This window comes from Hydrogenophaga sp. SNF1, from assembly GCF_034421675.1.
Lineage (GTDB): Bacteria > Pseudomonadota > Gammaproteobacteria > Burkholderiales > Burkholderiaceae_C > Hydrogenophaga > Hydrogenophaga borbori.
This window is the reverse complement of the sequence record NZ_CP139793.1, coordinates 4,004,598-4,025,200: the sequence shown is the minus strand read 5'-3', so window position 1 is coordinate 4,025,200 and position 20,603 is coordinate 4,004,598. Positions and strand designations below refer to the sequence as shown.

The 20,603-nt window shown below is 70.8% G+C and carries 20 protein-coding genes; 8 read left to right on the top strand and 12 right to left on the bottom strand.

Going from position 1 to position 20,603, the window contains the following annotated elements; translation table 11 throughout:
• Window positions 1-25 precede the first annotated feature (25 nt).
• The gene (locus SOM08_RS19295) at window positions 26-853 is read left to right on the top strand and encodes an IclR family transcriptional regulator (RefSeq protein ID WP_116959713.1); all 828 of its coding nucleotides are present in this window, start codon (window positions 26-28) and stop codon (window positions 851-853) included.
• 78 nt (window positions 854-931) lie between these two features.
• On the opposite strand, the gene fba is transcribed toward SOM08_RS19295, so the two are convergent.
• Window positions 932-1,996, bottom strand: coding sequence for a class II fructose-bisphosphate aldolase (gene fba, locus SOM08_RS19290; RefSeq protein ID WP_116959715.1), 1,065 nt, complete (start codon window positions 1,994-1,996; stop codon window positions 932-934).
• Window positions 1,997-2,160: 164 nt separating this feature from the next.
• On the opposite strand from fba, the gene SOM08_RS19285 reads away from it, so the two are divergent.
• Complete coding sequence (locus SOM08_RS19285; protein WP_181936508.1) at window positions 2,161-2,925, top strand: DUF481 domain-containing protein; 765 nt, start codon at window positions 2,161-2,163, stop codon at window positions 2,923-2,925.
• An 18-nt stretch (window positions 2,926-2,943) separates the two neighbouring features.
• Here SOM08_RS19285 and pyk read toward each other — a convergent pair whose 3' ends face one another.
• Window positions 2,944-4,371 (bottom strand): pyruvate kinase, encoded by a 1,428-nt coding sequence (gene pyk, locus SOM08_RS19280; protein WP_070399482.1) that lies wholly within the window; start codon window positions 4,369-4,371, stop codon window positions 2,944-2,946.
• Between the two features lie 235 nt (window positions 4,372-4,606).
• On the opposite strand from pyk, the gene SOM08_RS19275 reads away from it, so the two are divergent.
• Window positions 4,607-4,765, top strand: coding sequence for a hypothetical protein (locus tag SOM08_RS19275; RefSeq protein WP_322469530.1), 159 nt, complete (start codon window positions 4,607-4,609; stop codon window positions 4,763-4,765).
• A gap of 33 nt (window positions 4,766-4,798) precedes the next feature.
• On the opposite strand, the gene SOM08_RS19270 is transcribed toward SOM08_RS19275, so the two are convergent.
• From SOM08_RS19270 to SOM08_RS19245, 6 genes are all read right to left on the bottom strand, one after another.
• Entirely contained in the window at window positions 4,799-6,151 is a 1,353-nt protein-coding gene (locus tag SOM08_RS19270; protein WP_116959719.1) for an ATP-binding protein, read from the bottom strand.
• Window positions 6,148-7,566 (bottom strand): CHASE3 domain-containing protein, encoded by a 1,419-nt coding sequence (locus tag SOM08_RS19265; RefSeq protein ID WP_116959721.1) that lies wholly within the window; start codon window positions 7,564-7,566, stop codon window positions 6,148-6,150. Before SOM08_RS19265 ends, SOM08_RS19270 begins: the two co-directional genes overlap by 4 nt.
• A gap of 12 nt (window positions 7,567-7,578) precedes the next feature.
• Window positions 7,579-8,004 carry a response regulator gene (locus tag SOM08_RS19260; protein ID WP_116959723.1) on the bottom strand — a complete coding sequence of 142 codons (426 nt, stop codon included), beginning with the start codon at window positions 8,002-8,004 and terminating at the stop codon, window positions 7,579-7,581.
• Window positions 8,005-8,173: 169 nt separating this feature from the next.
• Entirely contained in the window at window positions 8,174-8,494 is a 321-nt protein-coding gene (locus SOM08_RS19255) for a BON domain-containing protein (protein WP_070399486.1), read from the bottom strand.
• A 25-nt stretch (window positions 8,495-8,519) separates the two neighbouring features.
• Window positions 8,520-8,957 (bottom strand): BON domain-containing protein, encoded by a 438-nt coding sequence (locus tag SOM08_RS19250; RefSeq protein WP_116959726.1) that lies wholly within the window; start codon window positions 8,955-8,957, stop codon window positions 8,520-8,522.
• A gap of 71 nt (window positions 8,958-9,028) precedes the next feature.
• Window positions 9,029-9,274: a CsbD family protein gene (locus tag SOM08_RS19245; RefSeq protein WP_116959728.1), complete on the bottom strand. Its 246-nt coding sequence runs from the start codon at window positions 9,272-9,274 to the stop codon at window positions 9,029-9,031.
• A gap of 242 nt (window positions 9,275-9,516) precedes the next feature.
• On the opposite strand from SOM08_RS19245, the gene SOM08_RS19240 reads away from it, so the two are divergent.
• Window positions 9,517-10,149, top strand: coding sequence for a response regulator transcription factor (locus tag SOM08_RS19240; RefSeq protein WP_116959730.1), 633 nt, complete (start codon window positions 9,517-9,519; stop codon window positions 10,147-10,149).
• Window positions 10,150-10,165: 16 nt separating this feature from the next.
• Here the strand turns inward: SOM08_RS19240 and SOM08_RS19235 are convergent, their stop codons facing one another.
• Window positions 10,166-11,611, bottom strand: a complete 1,446-nt coding sequence (locus tag SOM08_RS19235; RefSeq protein ID WP_322469529.1) for a phospholipase D-like domain-containing protein — start codon at window positions 11,609-11,611, stop codon at window positions 10,166-10,168.
• A gap of 249 nt (window positions 11,612-11,860) precedes the next feature.
• Between SOM08_RS19235 and SOM08_RS19230 the strand changes: the two genes are divergently transcribed.
• The 4 genes from SOM08_RS19230 (at window position 11,861) to SOM08_RS19215 (ending at window position 17,176) form a co-directional block, all read left to right on the top strand.
• Complete coding sequence (locus tag SOM08_RS19230; RefSeq protein WP_009515886.1) at window positions 11,861-12,025, top strand: DUF1328 domain-containing protein; 165 nt, start codon at window positions 11,861-11,863, stop codon at window positions 12,023-12,025.
• A 429-nt stretch (window positions 12,026-12,454) separates the two neighbouring features.
• On the top strand, window positions 12,455-14,227 hold the full coding sequence (locus SOM08_RS19225; protein WP_116959734.1) for an N-acetylglutaminylglutamine amidotransferase: 1,773 nt from the start codon (window positions 12,455-12,457) through the stop codon (window positions 14,225-14,227).
• 22 nt (window positions 14,228-14,249) lie between these two features.
• Window positions 14,250-15,980, top strand: a complete 1,731-nt coding sequence (gene ngg / locus SOM08_RS19220) for an N-acetylglutaminylglutamine synthetase (RefSeq protein WP_116959736.1) — start codon at window positions 14,250-14,252, stop codon at window positions 15,978-15,980.
• Window positions 15,977-17,176 (top strand): osmoprotectant NAGGN system M42 family peptidase, encoded by a 1,200-nt coding sequence (locus SOM08_RS19215; protein ID WP_116959739.1) that lies wholly within the window; start codon window positions 15,977-15,979, stop codon window positions 17,174-17,176. The genes ngg and SOM08_RS19215 overlap by 4 nt, the downstream gene beginning before the upstream one ends.
• On the opposite strand, the gene SOM08_RS19210 is transcribed toward SOM08_RS19215, so the two are convergent.
• The 3 genes from SOM08_RS19210 to SOM08_RS19200 are packed head-to-tail and all read right to left on the bottom strand — an operon-like array spanning window position 17,177 to window position 20,541.
• Window positions 17,177-18,358 carry an MFS transporter gene (locus SOM08_RS19210; RefSeq protein ID WP_116959741.1) on the bottom strand — a complete coding sequence of 394 codons (1,182 nt, stop codon included), beginning with the start codon at window positions 18,356-18,358 and terminating at the stop codon, window positions 17,177-17,179.
• Window positions 18,359-18,404: 46 nt separating this feature from the next.
• Complete coding sequence (gene tgt / locus SOM08_RS19205; RefSeq protein ID WP_322469528.1) at window positions 18,405-19,577, bottom strand: tRNA guanosine(34) transglycosylase Tgt; 1,173 nt, start codon at window positions 19,575-19,577, stop codon at window positions 18,405-18,407.
• A gap of 46 nt (window positions 19,578-19,623) precedes the next feature.
• A complete protein-coding gene (locus SOM08_RS19200) occupies window positions 19,624-20,541 on the bottom strand; it encodes a LysR family transcriptional regulator (RefSeq protein ID WP_116959746.1) in 918 nt (305 codons plus the stop codon).
• Window positions 20,542-20,603 lie beyond the last annotated feature (62 nt).

Here is a 20,603-nt window from a genome sequence, read left to right as displayed (position 1 = left end):
GGAATAAAAAGGAAACCTTCGATCCATGGGACGCCAGCGCCACGCCCTTTCGCCCACGCCCGACGAGGCCGATCCCTCGCAGGACCGGCGCTTCGTCACCGCGCTCGCGCGCGGCCTGGTCTTGCTGCGCTGCTTCGGCCCGGCCGACCGCTGGCTCGCGCACCAGGCGCTCGCGCGCCGCAGCGGCCTGCCGCAGGCCACGGTGTCGCGCCTCACGTTCACGCTCACCAGCCTGGGCTACCTGCGCCACCGCGCCGCCACCGGCGAGTACGCGCTGAGCCCGGCGGTGCTGTCGCTGGGCTTCAGCGTGCTCTCCAATTTCGAGATCGGGCGCCTGGCGCGGCCCTTCATGGAAACGCTGGCCGAGGACACGCAGGCCGCCATCTCGCTGGGCGTGCGGCATGGCACCTCGGTGGTCTACGTGGCGCATTGCCGCAGCACGGCGCGCCTCATCCTGGGGCTGGACGTGGGCACGCGCCTGCCCTTTGCCGAGACGGCCATGGGCCGCGCGATGTGGTGCGCCTCGGCGCCGGGCATGCGCGCGCTCGTGGCGCAACGGCTGCGGGCCGAGGACCCGGCGCGCTGGCCCGAACGGGAGGCGGGCCTGCGCCGCGCCGAGGCCGATCACGCGGCGCGCGGCTACGTGGTCTCGGCCTCGGAGTGGGAGCAGGACATCGCCGCCATCGGCGTCGGCGTGGACCTGGGCGATGGCCGCGAGCCCCTGTCGCTCACCGTGGGCGGGCCGGCCGCGCGCCTCAGGGGCGCGCTGCTGCACGAGCACTTCGCCCCGGCGCTGGTGCGCACGGGGCGCGAGATCGTGGCGGCGATCCAGGCGGGCGACTGGGAAGACTGATCCGCCGCGCCGCGCCCAAGAAAAACGCCACCGACGGCCAGGCCGAGCGGTGGCGTCAGCGCCCCGGGCGCGCGGGGATCAGTTCACGACCTGGGCCAGTTCGCCCTTGGCGTACTTGGCCGCCACCACCTGCAGGCTGTCGCCCTTGATCTTGCCGGCCTGGCCTTCGCAACCGAATTCGATGTAGCGCTGCTTGCAGACCTGCTTGGCGGCCTCGCGCGCGGGCTTGAGCCACTCGCGGGCGTCGAACTTGTCGGGGTTCTCGGCCAGGAACTTGCGCACCGCGCCGGTCATGGCCAGGCGGATGTCGGTGTCGATGTTGATCTTGCGCACGCCGAACTGGATGGCCTTCTGGATTTCCTCGACCGGCACGCCGTAGGTTTCCTTCATCTTGCCGCCGTACTGGTTGATCTGGGCCAGCAGCTCCTGCGGCACGCTGGACGAGCCGTGCATCACCAGGTGGGTGTTGGGCAGGCGGCGGTGGATTTCCTTGATGCGGTCAATGGCCAGGATGTCGCCCGTGGGCTTGCGCGTGAACTTGTAGGCACCGTGGCTGGTGCCGATGGCGATGGCCAGGGCGTCGAGCTGGGTCTTCTTGACGAAATCGGCGGCTTGCTCGGGGTCGGTCAGCAGCTGCTCGCGCGTCATGGTGGCGTCGGTGCCGTGGCCGTCTTCCTTGTCGCCCTTCATGGTCTCCAGGCTGCCCAGGCAGCCCAGCTCGCCTTCGACGGTGACGCCCAGCTTGTGGGCCATGTCGACGACCTTGCGGGTGACGTCCACGTTGTAGTCGTAGCTCGCGATGGTCTTGCCATCGGCCTCCAGGCTGCCGTCCATCATCACGGAGGAAAAGCCCAGGTTGATGGCGCCCTGGCAGACGTCGGGGCTCTGGCCATGGTCCTGGTGCATGACCAGGGGGATGTGCGGGTACATCTCGATCGCGGCCTGGATCAGGTGCTTGATGAAGGGCTCGCCCGCGTACTTGCGCGCGCCGGCGCTGGCCTGAAGGATGACGGGAGCGCCCACTTCGTCGGCGGCCGCCATCACGGCCTGCACCTGTTCGAGGTTGTTCACGTTGAACGCCGGGATGCCGTAGCTGTTGGCGGCGGCGTGGTCGAGCAGTTCGCGCATGGAAACGAGCGCCATGGGATTCCCCTTTATCCGTTGAATCGTTGGTAACCGTGGTGTAACCCGCCATTTTAGCTTTTGGGTCCTGCCGGGCCGTGTCGTCACCAATGGTCACAACCCCATGGGGAACTGTCGGCGTGCAAAGCCACACGTTCAGGCTTTTGCAGAAGAAAGGAACCGCCATGGCACGCCGCCCCCTGATCGCGACGCTGACGTCTGCCGCCCTGCTGGCGCCGGCGCTCACGCAGGCCCAGGTCACGCTCAAGCCCGACGGCCAGTGGCGCTACCTGCTGAGCGCGGGCGCCAACTTTTCCTCCGGCAACAACGACGCCGCGACCCTGAACCTGGCCGCCGAGGGCGCGCGCCAGACCAACACGGACAAGTGGACCTGGGACGCCAAGGCCGACCGCGCCCGCAGCAACGGCGTGGACACCGTGGAGCGATACGGCCTGCGCACCCAGTACAACCGCGACTTCTCCATCGACTGGTTCGGCTTCGGCTCGGGCGAGCTGATGCGCGACCGGCTGGCGAACATCTCGGGGCGCTACTCGCTGGCCACCGGCGTGGGCCGCCACATCTGGAGCGACGCCTCCGGCTTCTTCGACATCTCGGGCGGCCTGGGCTACAGCTACGACCGCTACATCGCGCCCACCGTGATCGCCGACGAACTGCGGGGGTCCTACGGCCGCCTGGAGCTGGTGCTGTCGGAAGAGTCCAGCCACAAGCTCACCGACACCACCAGCTTCCGCCAGAAATTCTCGGTCTTTCCCGACCTGCGCGATTCGGGCAAGTTCCGCGCCGTGCTGGACCTGGGCCTGACGGTGGCGATGACGCAGCGCGTGAACCTGACCGCGGGCCTGAACCACCGCTACGACAGCGACCCCGGCACCAACCTCAAGAAGGCCGACACCATGTTCGTGACCGGCGTCTCGATGCGGTTCGACTGAGCGCCGCGGGGCCCGGCCTCAGCCCGCGCGGCAGATCTTCAGCGTGTTGGTGCCGCCGGGCTGGCCCATGGGCTCGCCCACGGTGATGGCGTAGACGTCGCCGGCCTGCACGATGCCGCGTTTCTTCAGGTGCGCCTCGGCGTCGGCCAGGGCGTTGTCGCGGTCCACGTTGGTCTCCATCAGCAGCGGGCGCACGTTGCGGTAGAGCGTCATGCGCCGCTGGGTCGTGAGGTTGGGCGTCATCGCGTAGATGGGGGTGCGCACGATGTGCCGGCTCATCCACAGCGCGGTGGAGCCCGAGTCGGTGAGCGCCACGATGGCCTTGGCGCCCAGGTGGTGCGCGGTGAACAGCGCGCCCATGGCGATGCTGTGGTCGATGCGCGTGAAGGTCTTGCCTTGGAAATCGGCGCCGAGCTCGTGCAGGTCGGCCTTCTCGGCCTCCAGGCAGATGGCGGCCATTTCCTGCACGGTCTCCAGCGGGAACTTGCCGGCGGCGGTCTCGGCGCTGAGCATCACCGCGTCGGTGCCGTCGAGCACCGCGTTGGCCACGTCGCTCACCTCGGCGCGCGTGGGCACGGGGTTGACGATCATGCTTTCCATCATCTGCGTGGCGGTGATGACGACCTTGTCCATCTCGCGCGCCAGTCGGATCATGTGCTTCTGCAGCGCCGGCACGGCGGCGTTGCCCACCTCCACCGCCAGGTCGCCGCGCGCGACCATGATGCCGTCCGAGGCCTTGAGGATGTTGGCGAGCTCGGGGATGGCCTCGGCGCGCTCGATCTTGGCGATCAGGCCCGGCTTGTGGCCGCCGCCAGCCACCGCGCAGAGCTGGCGCGCCAGCTCCATGTCGGTGGCGTTCTTGGGAAAGCTCACCGCCACGTAGTCGGCCTTCAGGCCCATGGCGGTCTTGATGTCGTCCATGTCCTTGGCGGTCAGCGCGGGGGCGGTGAGGCCGCCGCCCTGCTTGTTGATGCCCTTGTTGTTGGACAACTCGCCGCCGAGCTTGACGGTGGTGTGCACGGCCGGGCCCTGCACGGCGTTGACGGTGAGCACGATCAGGCCGTCGTTGAGCAGCAGGGTGTCGCCGGGCTTGACGTCGCGCGGCAGCTCCTTGTAGTCCAGGCCCACGCCCTGTTCGTCGCCGGGTTCGGTGCGCTCGGCGTCCAGCACGAACTTCTCGCCCGGCACCAGCTGCACCTTGCCCTGGGCGAACTTGCCGACGCGGATCTTGGGACCCTGCAGGTCGGCCATGATGCCCACCTCGCGGCCGGCGCGCTGCGCGGCCTCGCGCACCAGCGCGGCGCGGTCGATGTGGTCCTGCGCCTTGCCGTGCGAGAAATTCAGCCGCACCACGTTGACGCCGGCGCGGATCATGGCCTCGAGCAGGGCCGGATCGCTGGAGGCAGGGCCGAGGGTGGCAACGATCTTGGTGGCGCGCGTAGCCATGGGGTGCAGTCTCCTGAAAGGGCCGGAACACCGGCGGACATGTAATTTGGTTTCATTATCCCTGAAGAAATTTCCGTGTGGTTACAAGCGCGGAACGGCCCGGCGCCCCCTGTAGGACTGGGCCGACACGCCGAACCGCCGCCGTCCTGCGGGGCGTGGGCCGCGGCGCCCCTACAGTGGCCCTGGCGATCGATCGGGGGCGCGCCGCGCGCCACCCCGACCCCAAGGAGGACCCATGCGCCACGCCGCCCTTGCCATCCTGGCCTACCTCGGCACCGTCGTCATCGCGGTGGCGGCCAGCCTGGCGCACCCGACGTCCGATGGCGAGCGCCATTTCGTGAAGGCGGTGGCGGAGCTCGGCACCGCGGCGGCCAGCGCGTTCAGCTGGCGCTGACCCCTCCCTTCGGACCGGTCGCGCGGCGCCGCCTCAGTCCGGCACCGCCGGCGCGGCGGCGGGCGCTGCCGGCAACCGCGCCTCGATCAAGGTGCCCTGGCCCGGGGCGCTGGTGATGCGCAGCTGCCCCGCGTGCGACTCCACCCGCACGTTCATGCCCAGCAGGCCGTGGTGGCCGGCGGGCACGTCCTCGATGTCGAAGCCGCGCCCGTCGTCGCGCACCGAGAGGTGCACGGCGTCGCCGCTCTGCGCGAGCCTCACCCACACCTCGCGCGCCTGGGCGTACTTCTGCACGTTGGTGAGCGACTCCTGCACCAGCCGGTAGGCCGTGAGCTCGGTGTCCTTGCAGAGCGTCACCGGCGAGAACTCGGTGTGCACGGGAATGCCCAGTCGGCCGGCGGCCTCCTGGCACAGCATCTCCAGCGCGGGGATCAGGCCCAGCTGGTCTAGCGAGGACGGGCGCAGGTGCTCGATGATGCGCCGCTTGACCGCGATGCTCTCGTTGACGCGCTGCTCGAGGCCGGCCAGGCGCTCTTTCGCCGTCTCGGGCAGGTCGGCCACGCGGCGCAGGCGCGCCAGCTCCAGCTTCATCGCCGTGAGCAGGCCGCCCATTTCGTCGTGCAGTTCGCGCGCCACGCGGCCGCGCTCGTCCTCGCGCGCGTTCACGTGGTGGCCGGCCAGGTGGCGCAGCGCGCTGGTGCGCACGGCGACCTGCTTGGCCAGGCGCTCGTTCTCCTCGGCCTTGCGCTCGTCGGACTCGCGGATCTGCCGCATGAACAGGCTCAGCGCGAGCAGCGAGACCAGCACCAGCCCATGCAGCGCCACGCGGTTGACGAGCAGGGCGTCGTGCAGCGAGATGCGCGCGCGGGCCTGGACCGCGCCGGCGCGCTCCAGCACACCGTCGAACTCCTGGCGCAGGTCGGCGTAGAGCTGGCGGCCATGGTCGCCGCTGGCCAGCACCTGGGCCTGTGTGTTCTGGCCCTTCTCGGTCATCTCGACCCACAGCGCCAGCATCGCGTTGCGCTCCACCACGCGCTCGCGCACCTTGTCGATCGAGGCCTTGCGCTGCGGGTCGAGCGCGATCAGCCATTCGAAGGCGCCGGGCCGCACGACGGCCATGTCGTCCATGGCCGCGCGGTAGTTGGCCAGGTCGCCTTCGTTGCCGCTGGCGATGAAGGCGCGCGCCGCGGTCTCGGCGTCGGTGAGCGCCTGCAGCGTGCGCGCGGCCTGCATGCGGGCGTCGGTGAGGGCAATGCCCTGGCGCAGCGTGTTGTTCGAGTGCTGGTAGCTGCTCTCGTTGATGGCCATGACCACGATGGCCAGGGCCACGATGAGCGGCATGACCCAGCGGGTGCGGGCGACGCGTTCGATCGACGACTTGATCATGCGGGTGGGTCCTCGGGCAGGGCGGTGGGCTCGGTGGGGCGCGCGCGCCCGGGCAGTCTGACCTCGACGTGCGTGCCGTCGCCCGGTGCGCTGTGCACGGTGAAGGTGCCGCCCAGCGACTCGATGCGGTGGCGCAGGTTGCGCAGGCCCAGGGCCGAGGTGGAGCCGCCGCGCTCGGCAAAACCGCGCCCATTGTCGGCCACCGACAGCGCGACGGCGCCGTCCTCGCCGCTCAGGCGCAGCACCACCCGGCCGGCGCCGGCGTGGCGCTCCACGTTGGACAGGGCGCCCTGGGCCACGGCGAACAGCGCCTGCCGCGTCGAGGCGTCCAGTTCCAGCGGCTGCAGATCGAGTTCGACCGCCACGCCGGTGCGCTGGTGCAGCTCGTCCGCGCGCTGCTCCAGCGCGGCGTGCAGGCCCAGGTTTTGCAGCGCCGAGGGCATCAGGCCCTCCATCAGGCGCCGCTTGGTTTCGATGCCCTGGTCGAGGGTGGCGCTCAGGTGCTGCAGGCGCGCGCTCACGTCGGCACTGGGCGCGGACAGGGCGTGGCGCAGGCGGGTGAGGTCGAGCTTGGCCGTGGTGAGCAGCGCGCCCAGGTCGTCGTGCAGGGCGCGCGCCAGACCGCCGCGCTCGCCTTCGCGCATTTCCTGCAGGCCCAGATTGAGCAGGGCCAGTTCCTCGGTGCGCTGGCGCACCTGCTGCTCGAAGGCGTCGCGTTCCGCCCGCAGCTGGGCCGCGTGCGCCACCTGGCTGGCCTGCAGGGCCACGTTGTTGCGCAGGAAGAAGATGTAGGCCAGCAGGCTCAGCAGCGCCAGGCCGTGCACACCCAGGCGCCCCATTTCCAGCGTGCGGTAGATGGCGGCGCGCTCGCCCGCGATGCGGCGCTCCTCGGTGGCCAGCAGCACGTCGGCCACGCGGCGCACGGCGTCCATCTTCTCGCGCCCGATGTCGGTGAGCACCAGCCCCTGCCAGGCGGCGTGGGAGCCGGCGTCGTACAGGGAAATGGTCTCGGCCGCCTCGGACACCTTCTGCAGCGACTTTTCCTCCAGCGTGTCCACCAGCCGCGCGAGTTCGGGGTCGCTGCGGTAGTGCTCGTGCAGGCGGCCGATGGCGTTGCCCAGATCGGTGCGCGCGGCCTGGTAGGGCTGCAGGTACGCGGCGCGGCCGGTGAGCAGGTAGCCGCGCTGCGCGGACTCGATGTCGAGCAGGCGGCGCATCACGGTCTGCAGGGCATTGCGCGCGGTGTCGCGCCCGCCCAGGTTGACCAGGGAGTCGAGCGCGCGCTGGTAGGTCCATTCGGCGCCGGCGAACACGCCCACGGCCAGCAGCACGGCCAGGGCCACGCTCAGCGGCATGTGCCACCGGGCCGCGCGCCAGTGGGCGCGGCGCCAGGGGCGGGGGCGGGGGGTCGGCATGACTGCCGCGCCTCAGTGCAGGTCGCCCGGGGCGGTGGCGGTGCCGTCGGAGATGCGCTCGCAGTAGCTGATCAGGTCCTCGAGCTCGCAGGACTTGTCGAATACGCGGTCGGCCCCGAGCTGGGCGCAGCGCTTGCGGATGTCGGGCGTGGCGTAGTTGGTGAGCACCACCCGCCGCCCGGGCAGGCCGGCGTCCTGCGCGGCCTTGAGCACGCCCAGGCCCGAGCCGGTGAGCAGGAAGATGTCCACGATCATGAGGTCGAAGCGATCGCCTTCGGCCTCACCCGTGCCGGCGGCCCCGGTGAGCCAGTTCACCGCTTCCGTCTCGTTGCGTGCGTGGCCCACGACCTCGACATTGGCCAGTTCCTGCAGGGTGGACACGAGGTTGTCGTAGATGACCTTGTTGTCCTCGACGATGAAGGTGCGAAGCGGTGACACGGGGCGGACGGAGACGTTGGGCGGGCGAAGGGCCGGTGAAAGGGGAACGGGCGCGCGGGCACGGCCATGATGCCGTGTTCGCGCGCCCCCCGGGCTTCCTGTCTGCTGATGGTGTTGTAGGAGGCTTCCTACAGGCTGCCGGCGGGGAGGCGCCGGGGGCGCGCCCCGCTCAGCGCACCACGATGTCGTTGCGCACCGACTTCACCCCCGGCGTGTTGCCGGCCAGGCGGGCCGCGGCGCTGCGCTCGGCCTCGGATTTGGCGAAGCCCGAGAGTTGCACCGTGCCGTTGAGGGTCTCGACGTTGAGCGACATCGCGCTCACCGCCGGGTCCTCGGCGAAGCGCGCCTTCACGCGGGTGGTGATGGTGGCGTCGTCGATGTAGGCGCCCACGGTCTGCTGGTCGCGCGCGACCGAGCAGCCGCTGACCTGGATCAGCGCCAGGCCGGCCGCTGCGGCGAACACGGCGGTGGTGAGTCGGGTGGCAATCATGGACATCTCCTGTGGTGGGTTGTGATCAGCTGGCCTGGACGGTCAGGCGGTTCTCGACCTTCACCACGCCTTGCACGGCCTGGGCCAGGGTGGTGGCGCGGTCGCGGGCCGCGGCGGTGGGGGCCGTGCCTTTCAGCTCGACCTGCCCGTTGGTGGTGTCGACGTCGATCGCGAGCGCGCTCAACTGGTCGTCAGCGGCCAGCGCGGCGTTGACCTTGGCGGTGATGGCGGCGTCGGAGGCGTCACGGGCGATGGTGTCGGTGGCCTCCTTGCCGGCCGCCTGCATGTCCTGGCCCGCCTGGCGGGCGTCGTCGCGCATCTCGCGGCCGGCCTGCTGGACTTCGTTCACGGCGTTGTCCATGCGTTGGCCCACGGTGGCGTCTTCGCGTTCTCCGCAGGCCACCAGCGCCAGAGAGGCGAGGGCGGCGGCGGCGAGGGCGGTGTAACGGGTGCTGGCTTTCATGGTGCTTCCTTTCGAGGGCCGGCGCCGAAGGCCGGCCGGGAGGGTGAGGGGGTTGGGGGGCTGGCGGCCGCTCAATGCGGGCGGCGCGTGCCGCCGCCGGGCGGGTCGAACCAGTCGTCGCTCACGGTGCGCTCCCACGCGGCCACCTGGCGCTCGGCCTCGTCCTTGGCGCAGCCGTAGCGTTCCTGGATCTTGCCGGCGAGCTGCTCGCGGCGGCCGGCGACGACGTCGAGGTCATCGTCGGTGAGCTTGCCCCACTGTTCGAGCATCTTGCCCTTGACCTGTTTCCAGTTGCCTTCGATGCGATCCCAGTTCATGTGTTGGCTCCTTGAGGGTTGCGGGTTGCGTAGCGCCATCCGGAGGGGTGGCGTCGGCCGTTGCGCGCTGCGCCAGCCGTGAAGTCACTGTAGGAATCCGGGGCCGCGCGCGCTGTCGGGCGGATCGCCGAGCGCCTGTAGGACGGCGCCGATGCGCGCGCCCCGCTTGTAGGAAGCGTCCGACCCCGGGCGCGCGGCGGGCCTGCTAAATTGCAGCGCTCCGCTTCATCCATGAAAGACACATGATCAAGGTAGGCATCGTCGACGACCACGCCATCGTGCGCTCCGGCCTGCGGCAGTTCCTCGGCGAACACGTGGACCTGAAAGTGACGGGCGAGGCGAACAACGGCCGCGAGGCCCTGGAGCTGGCGCGCGGCGGCGAGGTGGATGTTCTGCTGATGGACATCTCCATGCCCGACCACAGCGGCGTGGATGCTCTGCAGGCCATCAAGGCGCGCTTTCCCGATCTGCCGGTGCTCATCCTCAGCGGCTTTCCCGAGGCGCAGTACGCCACCACGCTGCTGCGCTACGGCGCCAGCGGCTACCTCAACAAGGAATGCGAGCCGGAGGAGATCGTCAACGCCATCCGCCTGGTGGCGCGCGGGCGGCGCTACATCAGCCCCTCGGTGGCCGAGCTGCTGGCCGACAACGCAGTGGGCGACAGCGAGCGCCTGCCGCACGAGCTGCTGTCCGAGCGCGAGCTGCAGGTCTTCCTGCGCCTGGCCAAGGGCGAGACCGTGGGCAGCATGGCCGAGTCCATGTTCCTGAGCGTGAAGACCGTGAGCACCTACCGCACGCGCGTGCTGGAAAAGCTCAAGCTCGCCAGCAACAGCGAGCTCACCTACTACGCGCTGAAGAACGGACTGATCCAGTAGGCGGGCCGGCGCCGGCTCACAGCCAGCGTTCCAGCAGCCGCCCCACGCCCTCCATCAGACGCCCGCCGAGGCCGCGCCGCTGCCAGGCCTCCAGCGTCACGGCGCGCGACGCCTGGCGGTCGCGCTCGAACAGCGCGTTCATCTGGCCGCCGAACTCCTCGCCCAGCACGATCACGTTGAGCTCGTTGTTGGCGACGAAGCTGATCCAGTCCAGGTTGCTGGAGCCCACCGTGGAGAACACGCCGTCGATCACGGCCGTCTTGGCGTGCATCACGGCCTGGTCCATCTCGAAGATGCGCACGCCGGCCTGCAGCAGCTGCGTGTAGTACGACCGCCCCGCGTGCAGCACGAGCGAGGAGTCGCTGCGGCCGGGCAGCACCAGCTCCACCGACACCCCGCGCCGCGCGGCATCGCACAGCGCCTGCACGAACACCTCGCCGGGCGCGAAGTAGGCCATCGCGATGTGCACCTCCACTTGCGCCGCGTCGATCGCCGCGATCAGCGCCGTGTAAATGCGGTTGCCCTCGTCTCGCGGGTCGCTGGCCAGAACCTTCACCACGCGTTCGCCGGGCTCGGCGGCGAGCGGCTTGTCGGGTGGCACACCGAGTTCGCCCGGGCAGCCCTGCTCGCGCCAGGTGGTCTCGAACACCGTCGCCAGCGCCGGCACCACGGGGCCGCGCAGCTCGATCTGGGTGTCGCGCCAGCCATCGTCGATGGGCGAGGCCCCGGCCGGGGGCGCCGAGCGGCGCCACGAGGCCGATCCCGAGCCGTACACCCGGCTGATGTTGATGCCCCCCGTGAACGCCACCTGCTGGTCCACCACCAGCAGCTTGCGGTGGTCGCGGTGCGTGATGCCCCAGTAGCCGGGCCGGCGCACCGGGTTGATGGGGTTGAACTCGCACACGGCGACGCCGCCGTCCTTGAGCCGCTGGAAGAACGCCACCGGCGTGGTGATGGAGCCCACCGCGTCGTAGATCACCGCCACTTTCACGCCGTCGGCGGCGCGGCGCAGCAGCAGATCGGCCACCTCGGCGGCCACGCCCTGGTCCTCGAAGATGTAGCTCTCGAGCAGGATGCGCCCGCGCGCCTGGGCGATCGCCGCCTTCATGGCGCCGAAGGTGGCCGGGCCGTCCACCAGCAGCCGGGTGCGGTTGCCCCGGTACAGGTCGGCATCGCCCGATTGCGTGAGCGTGCGCAGGTGGTGGCGCAACAGTTCGTGGCGGCCTTCTTGGCTCAGCTCGCGCAGGGTCTGGCGTTTCTCATCCCGCGACAGCACGCCGTCGGCCCCTCGCACCGTGACCAGGCCGGGGCCGCCGCCGGCCTGGGCCAGCTGCGGCTCGCGCGGCGGCAGGCTGGTGCAGCCCGCCAGCAGATACAGCGTGAGCGCGCACAGCCAAGCCCAGGCGAACCACCAGCGGGCAGGGGGCAGGGGGCGGGGCGGGTCGAGGTCCTCGTGGCGCATGGTGGTGGGGGCGCAGTGGGGTCGCCCGCAGTGTGCGGCGCGGCCCCGCGCGGCGCCGTCGGCGCGCGCGACGGGCCGGCGTCGGACGGCGCCGACACGGCGCCCACCCGTCGGTGCGGTCCTACAGGTCGATGCGGTGCGCACTTGCAGCGCGCGGGGCGGCGAATGCCTAGAGTGAAGCCATCACAACGGTGGTCGTTGTGAATGCAACGCCGGGGTCGCGGCAGCGGCCTCGCAGAGGAGCCAGACATGCTGCATTACGCCGTGGTTTTCTTCGTCATTGCCTTGATCGCTGCCGTGCTGGGTTTTGGTGGCATCGCCGCCAGCGCGGCTGGCATCGCCAAGATCCTCTTCGTCATCTTCCTGGTGCTGGCGCTCGGCTCCATGCTGCTGGGCCTGTTCCGGGGCCGGTAGGGAAGTATCGAATAGTGGTACCGATTGTCTCCAGCGTTTGAACCGGTTCGAAGAACCGGTTCTTTTTTGGCGCTCGCGTCGTGGCGCGGCCCACCGGGGGGCGGGAACCGGCCTCCATAATATGAAAAATCATAATTAAAACTTGAACATCATGCGAATTTGAGTATGATGAACCGCTCCACCCCATCATCAACCCGCGTGCACCCCGTGCCACGGTGTGGGGGGAGCCCCGGCGCTGCCGGGCGCCCTCGGGCGATTCGCTTCCCGCATGGCCGGCCCCGCCGGCCACCCGCCTCGGACGTGCACCGGCCGATCGACGCCTTCTCCCCGCTGTTTCCAGGTTCTGTCCGGCGCTGCCCGGTCCGACCGCCGTTCCCGAAGCACCGCCTGGGCGCCGACCGGCCATCCGAACAGGAGGGCAACACCGCCATGTGTGGACTTGCAGGAGAGATACGTTTCGACGGCCGGGCCGTCGACCCCGGCGCGATCGCGCGCATGAACGACCGGCAGAGCGCCCGCGGGCCCGACGGCCAGGGCCTGCTGGTCGCCGACCGCCTCGGCCTGGGCCACCGCCGGCTCAAGATCATGGACCTGTCGGACGCCGCGCAGCAGCCCATGACCGATCCGCTGCTGGGCCTGGGCGTGGTCTTCAACGGCGCCATCTACAACCACCATGAGCTGCGCGAGGACCTGGTCGCGCGCGGCTACCGCTTCCATTCCAGCGGCGACACCGAGGTGCTGATCAAGGCCTACCACGCCTGGGGACCGGGCTTCGTGCGGCGCCTGCAGGGCATGTTCGCCTTTGCCCTGTGGGAGCGCGACAGCGGCAAGCTGCTGCTGGGGCGCGACCGGCTGGGCATCAAGCCCCTGTACCTGGCGCCGGTGCCGGGCGGTCTGCGCTTCGCCTCCACGCTGCCTGCGCTGCTGGCCGGGGGCGGGGTGGACGCCGGCATCGACGCCATTGGCCTGCACCACTACCTGTCGCTGCACGCCATCGTGCCGGCGCCGCGCACCCTGCTGCGCGGCGTGCGCAAGCTGGCGCCCGGGACGCTGCTGCACGTGGACCCCGACGGCCAGCAGCGCGAGGAGCGCTACTGGTCACTGTCCTTCGATCGCGACGCCAGCGACGAGCAGCGCTCCTTCGACGACTGGCAGGAACTGCTGCTCGACGGCCTGCGCACGGCCGTGAAGCGCCGCCTGGTGGCCGACGTGCCCGTGGGCGCGCTGCTGTCGGGCGGCGTGGACTCCAGCCTCATCGTGGGCCTGATGGCCGAGCAAGGCGTGCGCGACCTGCGCACCTACAACGTCGGTTTCGAGGACGTGGGCGGCGAGTGCGGCAACGAGTTCGTGTACGCCGACACCGTGGCGCGCCACTTCGGCACCACGCACGAGCGCCTGTTCGTGCCCGAGTCCGAGTTGCTGGACCGCCTGCCCGCCGCCATCGAGGCCATGAGCGAGCCCATGGTCAGCCACGACTGCATCGGCTTCTACCTGCTCAGCGAGGCCGTGGCGCGCCACAGCAAGGTGGTGCAGAGCGGGCAGGGCGCCGACGAGGTGTTCGGCGGCTACCACTGGTACCCCAAGCTGGACGGCAGCCAGCGCCCGGTGGACGACTACGCGGCCGCCTTCCTCGACCGCGACCACACCGAGATGCGCGCCGTGCTGCAGGACCCCTGGCTGGGCGAGGACCACACCCGCGCCTTCGTCGCCGAACGCCTGCACGCGCCGGGCGCGCGCGACCCGGTGGACCAGGCCCTGCGCCTGGACACCACCGTGATGCTGGTGGACGACCCGGTCAAGCGCGTGGACAACATGACCATGGCCTTCGGCCTGGAGGCGCGCGTGCCCTTCCTGGACCACGAGCTGGTGGAGCTGGCCGCGCGCATTCCCGCGCGCCACAAACTGGCAGACGGCGGCAAGGGCGTGCTCAAGGCCGTGGCGCGGCGCATCGTGCCGCGCGAGGTGATCGACCGCCCCAAGGGCTACTTCCCCGTGCCCGCGCTCAAGCACCTGCAGGGGCGCGTGCTGGCCATGGTGCAGGACGCGCTGCACAGCCGCGCCGCGCGCGAGCGCGGGCTGTTCCGCGAGGGCTATGTCCAGACGCTGCTGGCCGCGCCCGGTGAGCACATCACGCCGCTGCGCGGCTCCAAGCTCTGGCAGCTCGGCCTGCTGGAGCTGTGGCTGCAGACCCACCTGCGCTGACCCACGAGAGGAGACACACGAGATGAGCACTGTCCGCCACCACGCCCCGCGCGCCCTGCGCCTGGGGCGCTCGCCCATTCCCCACCAGGCCGCCGAGCGGCGCGACGCCACCGTGCACTGCGGCTGGGGCCGCCTCATCGCCGGCCACAGCTTCGACGACCCGGCCGCCGTCGCCCAGGCCCTGCTGCAGGAGACGCCGGGCGAGCGCGACATCGCCTTCTACCTGGACAAGCCGCACGTGGTGGTCTCGCACGCGCCGCAGCAGCTGTTCGTCGACCCGTCCGAGACCTTCCGCCTGGCGCTCAACACCTACGCGGCGCAGCGCGCGCGTCGCCAGGGCTTCACCATCCGGCGCCTGCGCTCGCGCGCCGACGTCGCGGCCATCAACGCCATCTACCGCGCGCGCCGCATGGTGCCGGTGGACCCGGCGCGCGTCTGGGGCGAGCGCGGCGACCGCGCCACCGTCTACGTGCTCGCCGAGGACCGCCAGAGCGGCGAGGTGCTGGGCGTGGCCATGGGCCTGGACCACACCGAGGCCTTCGGCGACACCAACGGCGGCAGCAGCCTCTGGGCCCTGGCCGTGGCGCCGCAGGCCAGCCACCCGGGCATCGGGGAAGCGCTCACGCGCTACCTGGCCGAGCTCTTCATCGCGCGCGGCCGGGCCTTCATGGACCTGTCGGTGCTGCACGACAACACCCAGGCCATCGCGCTCTATCGCAAGCTGGGTTTCCAGAACATCCCCGTGTTCGCGGTGAAACGGCGCAACGCCATCAACGAGTCCCTCTTCACTGAAGGCAGCGACCGCGACGGCCTCAATCCCTACGCGCGCATCATCGTTGACGAAGCGCAGCGGCGCGGCATCCGCGTCGAAGTGATCGACGCCGAGCACGGCTACTTCCGCCTCACCCACGGCGGGCGCGGCGTCACCTGCCGCGAGTCGCTGAGCGAACTCACCAGCGCCGTGGCCATGAGCCGCTGCGCCGACAAGCGCGTGACCTCGCGCCTGCTGGCGCGCGCGGGACTGGCGGTGCCGGCCCAGGCCACGGCCAGCGACCGCGAGCACAACGAGGCCTTCCTGCGCCAGCACGGCGCGGTGGTGGTCAAGCCGGTGGACAGCGAGCAGGGCAAGGGCATCGCGGTCAACCTCACGTCCATCGAAGAAGTGGAGACGGCGATCGAGCACGCCAGCCATTTCGGCGGCGGCGTGCTGCTGGAGCAGTTCTGCGAAGGGCAGGACCTGCGCATCGTGGTCATCAACCACCAGGTGGTGGCCGCCGCCGTGCGCCAGCCCGCCACCGTGGTGGGCGACGGCCAGTCCACCATCGCCGAGCTCATCGACAAGCAGAGCCGCCGCCGCGCGGCGGCCACGGGCGGCGAGTCGCGCATCCCCGTGGACGGCGAGACCCGGCGCTGCCTGGCCGGCCAGGGCCATGCGCTGGGCGACGTGCTGCCCTTCGGCGAGTCGCTGCCCGTGCGGCGCACCGCCAACCTGCACACCGGCGGCACCATCCACGACGTGACGGACCGCCTGCACCCGGCGCTGCGCACGGCGGCCGAACACGCCAGCCGCGTGCTCGACATCCCGGTCACCGGCCTGGACTTCCTGGTGCCCTCGGTGGAGGGCCCCGACTATGTGGTCATCGAGGCCAACGAACGCCCGGGCCTGGCCAACCACGAACCCCAACCGACGGCGCAGCGCTTCGTGGACCTGCTCTTCCCAGGCACCGCGCCAGCGGCGCCCACCGCACCATGAACACCAGCGACAACGCCCGCCTCCCCCTGCCGCCACTCGACGAGGCCTACCTCGAAGAGACCCTGCTGCAGCTGCTCGCCATTCCCAGCCCCGTGGGCCTGACCGACGCCGTGGTGCGTTACGTCGCGGGCCGGCTCGATGGACTGGGCATTCCCTATGTGATCACGCGCCGCGGCGCCATCCGTGCCACGCTCAGGGGCCAGGAACGGCACCCGGCGCGCGCCATCGTGGCCCACCTGGACACGCTCGGCGCCATGGTGCGCGAGCTGAAGGACAACGGCCGCGTGGGGGTGGTGCCCATCGGCACCTGGTCCTCGCGCTTCGCCGAGGGCGGGCGGCTCACGCTGTTCACCGACACCCAGCAGATCCGCGGCACCTGCCTGCCGCTGATGACTTCGGGCCATGCCTTCGGCGATGCCATCAACGCCCAGCCCAACACCTGGGACAACGTCGAGGTGCGGCTGGACCTGCCGCTGCACAGCCGGGCCGATCTCGCCGGCGCCGGCGTGCACGTGGGCGACTGGATCGCCTTCGACCCGCAGCCCGAGGTGCAGCCCGGCGGCTACATCAACGCCCGCTACCTCGACGACAAGGCCGCCGTGGCGGTGCTGCTGACCGCCTGCAAGGCGATCCAGGACAGCGGCGCGCCCCTGCCGGTGGACGTGCACCCGCTGTTCACCATCACCGAGGAGGTGGGGTCGGGCGCCTCGGCCGCGCTGCACGGCGACATCGCCGAGATGGTGAGCCTGGACATCGCCATCGCCGCGCCGGGCCAGGCCACCGACGAGCGCGCCGTCACCATCTGTCTGCAGGACCTGTCGGGGCCTTTCGACTACCACCTCTCGCACAAGCTCATCAAGCTGGCGCAGGCGCATGGCATCGAGCACCGGCGCGACGTCTTCAAGTTCTACCGCAGCGACTCGGCCGCCGCCGTCGAGGCCGGCAACGACATCCGCACCGCGCTCATCGGCTTCGGCGCCGACGCCTCGCATGCGCAGGAACGCACGCACGTCGACTCGCTGCGCGCGCTGGGGCAGTTGTCGGTGGCTTACCTGCTGTCCGACCCCGTGGCGCGGCGCGATCGCCAGAGCATGGGTTCGATAGAAGGTTTCACCGAACAGCTCAAGCCCGAGGAAATGCAGGTCAACACCACGCCCTTGCCCGACCCGCAGGAATTCCTGGAGGCCAAGGACTGATCAGCGCGGCGCGCGCTCTTCGGCCAGCAGCGGGCGCAGCGCCCACAGCCCCAGCGCGGGGCCAATGGCCAGCCAGGGCAGCAGTGCGCCAAGCGGCACCGAGTCGGCCAGCCACACGAACAGCAGGATGCTCGCGATGCTGATGCCGAAGCCGATGCTGTTGGTGAGCGTGAGCACGCTGCCCACGGCTTGCGGCGGCGCGTTGCGCGCGGTGAGCGTGCTGAACTGCGGCGAGTCGCCCGACACCGTGATGCCCCAGAGCACCAGCCAGGCGTAGAAGGCCAGGTCGGGCGCACCCAGCATCAGCGGCGTGGCCAGGCAGCAGGCGCCGCTCATGGCCAGCTGCGCGCCCGCCACGCGCGCGCTGCCCCAGCGCTGCGCCACCCAGCCGCCGCCCGCGCAGCCCAGCGCGCCCGCGCCAAGCACGAGAAACGCGGCCCAGGACAGACCGGTGCCCGACAGCCGCGTGGCCAGGATCAGCGGCACCATGACCCACATGGTGTAGAGCTCCCACATGTGGCCGAAGTAGCCCAGCACCGAACTGCGCACGCGCGGATCCGTCCACACGGTGCCCAGGGCGCGCCACTGCAGCTGGCTCACGCGCGCCACCGCGCCGGGCGGATCGCCCAGCGCCGCGTACAGCAGCACGCCGCCCGCGGCCGCCAGCGCGGCCACGCCCAGCATCAGCGTGGGCCAGGGCAGGGCGTCGCCGAGGGCGCGCAGGGCATGCGCGCTGGCCGAGCCCACCACCAGCGCCGCGATCAGCAGGCCCAGGGCCGCGCCCAGGCCCTTGCTGTACCACTGGGCGGCGATCTTCATGCCCACCGGGTAGATGCCCGCCAGGAAGAAGCCGGTCGCGAAGCGCCACAGCAGCAGCGAGGTGTAGTCGCGCACCGTCCACCACGCGCCCACGGTGCAAGCGGCACCCGCCAGCGCGCACACCAGGAACACCCGCCGCGGCGCGAAGCGGTCCGCGATGGCCAGCAACGCGAACACCAGCGTGCCCGCGATGAAGCCGAACTGCAGCGCCGAGGTGAGCGTGCCCACCGCGCTGGTGGCCCAACCGAGCTCGCGCTGCAGGTCGGGCATGACCGCATTCACCGCGAACCAGAGCGAGGTGCCCGCGAACTGGGCGAGCACCAGGACGGGCAGGACGTGGCGGGGGGTGGCGGGCGGGCTCATGGCGCGCAGCTTAATCGCGTGCCATTTGCTGCGCTGCCGCGAAAGTTCAGACCCCGCGCGCCCGCTCCGCGTGGAAGCGCTGCCGGAATTCGCCGAACGTGCCCGCCTCCAGCGCCGCGCGCACCTCCTTCATGAGGTTCAGGTAGTAGTGCAGGTTGTGGATGCTGGCCAGCATGGGGCCCAGCATCTCGCCGCAGCGGTCCAGGTGGTGCTGGTAGGCGCGGCTGAAGCCCTCGCGCCCGCCCTCGGCCCAGCTCACGCCGCTGTTGCCGGCGCAGGCGTAGCAGGTGCAGGTCTCGTCCAGCGGGCGGTGGTCGGCCTTGTGCCGCGCGTTGCGGATCTTCAGGTCGCCGAAGCGCGTGAACAGCGTGCCGTTGCGCGCGTTGCGCGTGGGCATGACGCAGTCGAACATGTCCACGCCGCAGGCCACGCCTTCCACCAGGTCCTCTGGCGTGCCCACGCCCATCAGGTAGCGCGGCTTGTGCGCGGGCAGGCGGTGCGGGGTGTGGGCCATGATGCGGCGCATCTCCTCCTTGGGCTCGCCCACGCTCACGCCGCCGATGGCGTAGCCGGGGAAGTCCATCGCCACCAGCGCGTCCAGCGACTCCTGGCGCAGGTGCTCGAACATGCCGCCCTGCACGATGCCGAACAGCGCGTTGGGGTTTTCCAGGCGCTGAAACTCGGCCTTGGAGCGCTGCGCCCAGCGCCGGCTCATCTCCATGCTCTGGCGCGCCTCGGCCTCGGTGGTGATGTGGCCCTTGGTCTCGTACGGTGTGCACTCGTCGAGCTGCATGACGATGTCGCTGTTGAGCCCGGTCTGGATCTGCATGCTCACCTCGGGCGACATGAAGAGCTTGTCGCCGTTGACGGGGCTGGCGAAGTGCACGCCCTGCTCGGTGATCTTGCGCATCTCGCCCAGGCTCCAGACCTGGAAGCCGCCCGAGTCGGTGAGGATGGGCTTGTTCCAGCGCTCGAAGGCGTGCAGGCCGCCGAAGCTTTTCATCACCTCCTGTCCGGGGCGCATCCACAGGTGGAAGGTATTGCCCAGGATGATCTGCGCGCCCATGGCCTCCAGGCTGGCGGGCGTCACGCCCTTGACCGTGCCGTAGGTGCCCACGGGCATGAAGATGGGCGTCTGCACCACGCCGTGGTTGAGCGTGAGCGTGGCGCGGCGCGCGTGGCTGCTGGGGTCGGTCTTGAGTACCTCGAAGGTCAGCATGGGGTGTCTCGTGTCTCGATGGATGGGCGCGGGGGGCGGTGCGGTCTCAGGCCGGCAGGTCGCCGAACAGCCGCGCCACCAGGCCGCGCAGCCACAGGTGGCCGGGGTCGCGGTGCAGGTGGGCGTGCCAGAGCTGGTGGATGGTGTTGGTGGGCAGGCGCAGCAGCAGCGGGCGCATGACCAGATCGAAGGGGCCGAGGGCGCGCCGGGCGAAGCGCTCGGGCACCGTGGCGATGAGGTCGGTCTCCGCCAGCACATGGCCCAGGGCCACGTAGTGCGGCACCGTCAGGTGCACCTGGCGCGCCACGCCCAGGCGCTCGAGCGCGGTGTCGACCTGGCCGTGGCTGGTGCCGGCGGCCACCACGCGCACGTGCGCGGCCTGCCGGTACTGGGCCGCGCCCAGGGCCTTGCGGGTGCCGGCCAGGGGGTGGCCGGCGCGCATCAGCGCCACGTAGGGTTGGCGGAACAGCGCCTGCTGGAAGAAGCCCGACTGCAGCTGCGGCAGCGAGCCCAGCGCCAGGTCGACCTGGCCGCTGGCCATTTCCTCGCGCAGCGCCTCGTGCGCCACGGGCACGCAGCGCAGGGTGACGCCCGGCGCCTCGGCGGCCAGCGCGTCCATCAGCACCGGCAGGAAGTAGATCTCGCCCACGTCGCTGAGCGCCAGGGTGAAGCAGCGCTGGCCGTGTGCGGGGTCGAAGGAGGCGCGCACGTTGAGCGCCTCGCGCAGCGTGCCCAGGGCCTGGGCCACGGGCTCGGCGAGCTGCTGCGCGTAGGGCGTGGGCTCCATGCCGTGCGGCTTGCGCAGGAACAGCTCGTCGCCCAGGCATTCGCGCAGGCGGCGCAGCGCGTTGCTCACCGCCGGCTGGCTTTGCCCCAGGCTGGCCGCCACGCGCGAGACATTGCGCTCGCGCAGCAGCTGGTGCAGCACCACCAGCAGGTTCAGGTCGATCTCGGACAGCTCCATGGGGGTCGGTATTCTATTTGTGAATATCTTGTATCACCTGGATTCCGTTGCCGGATGATGCG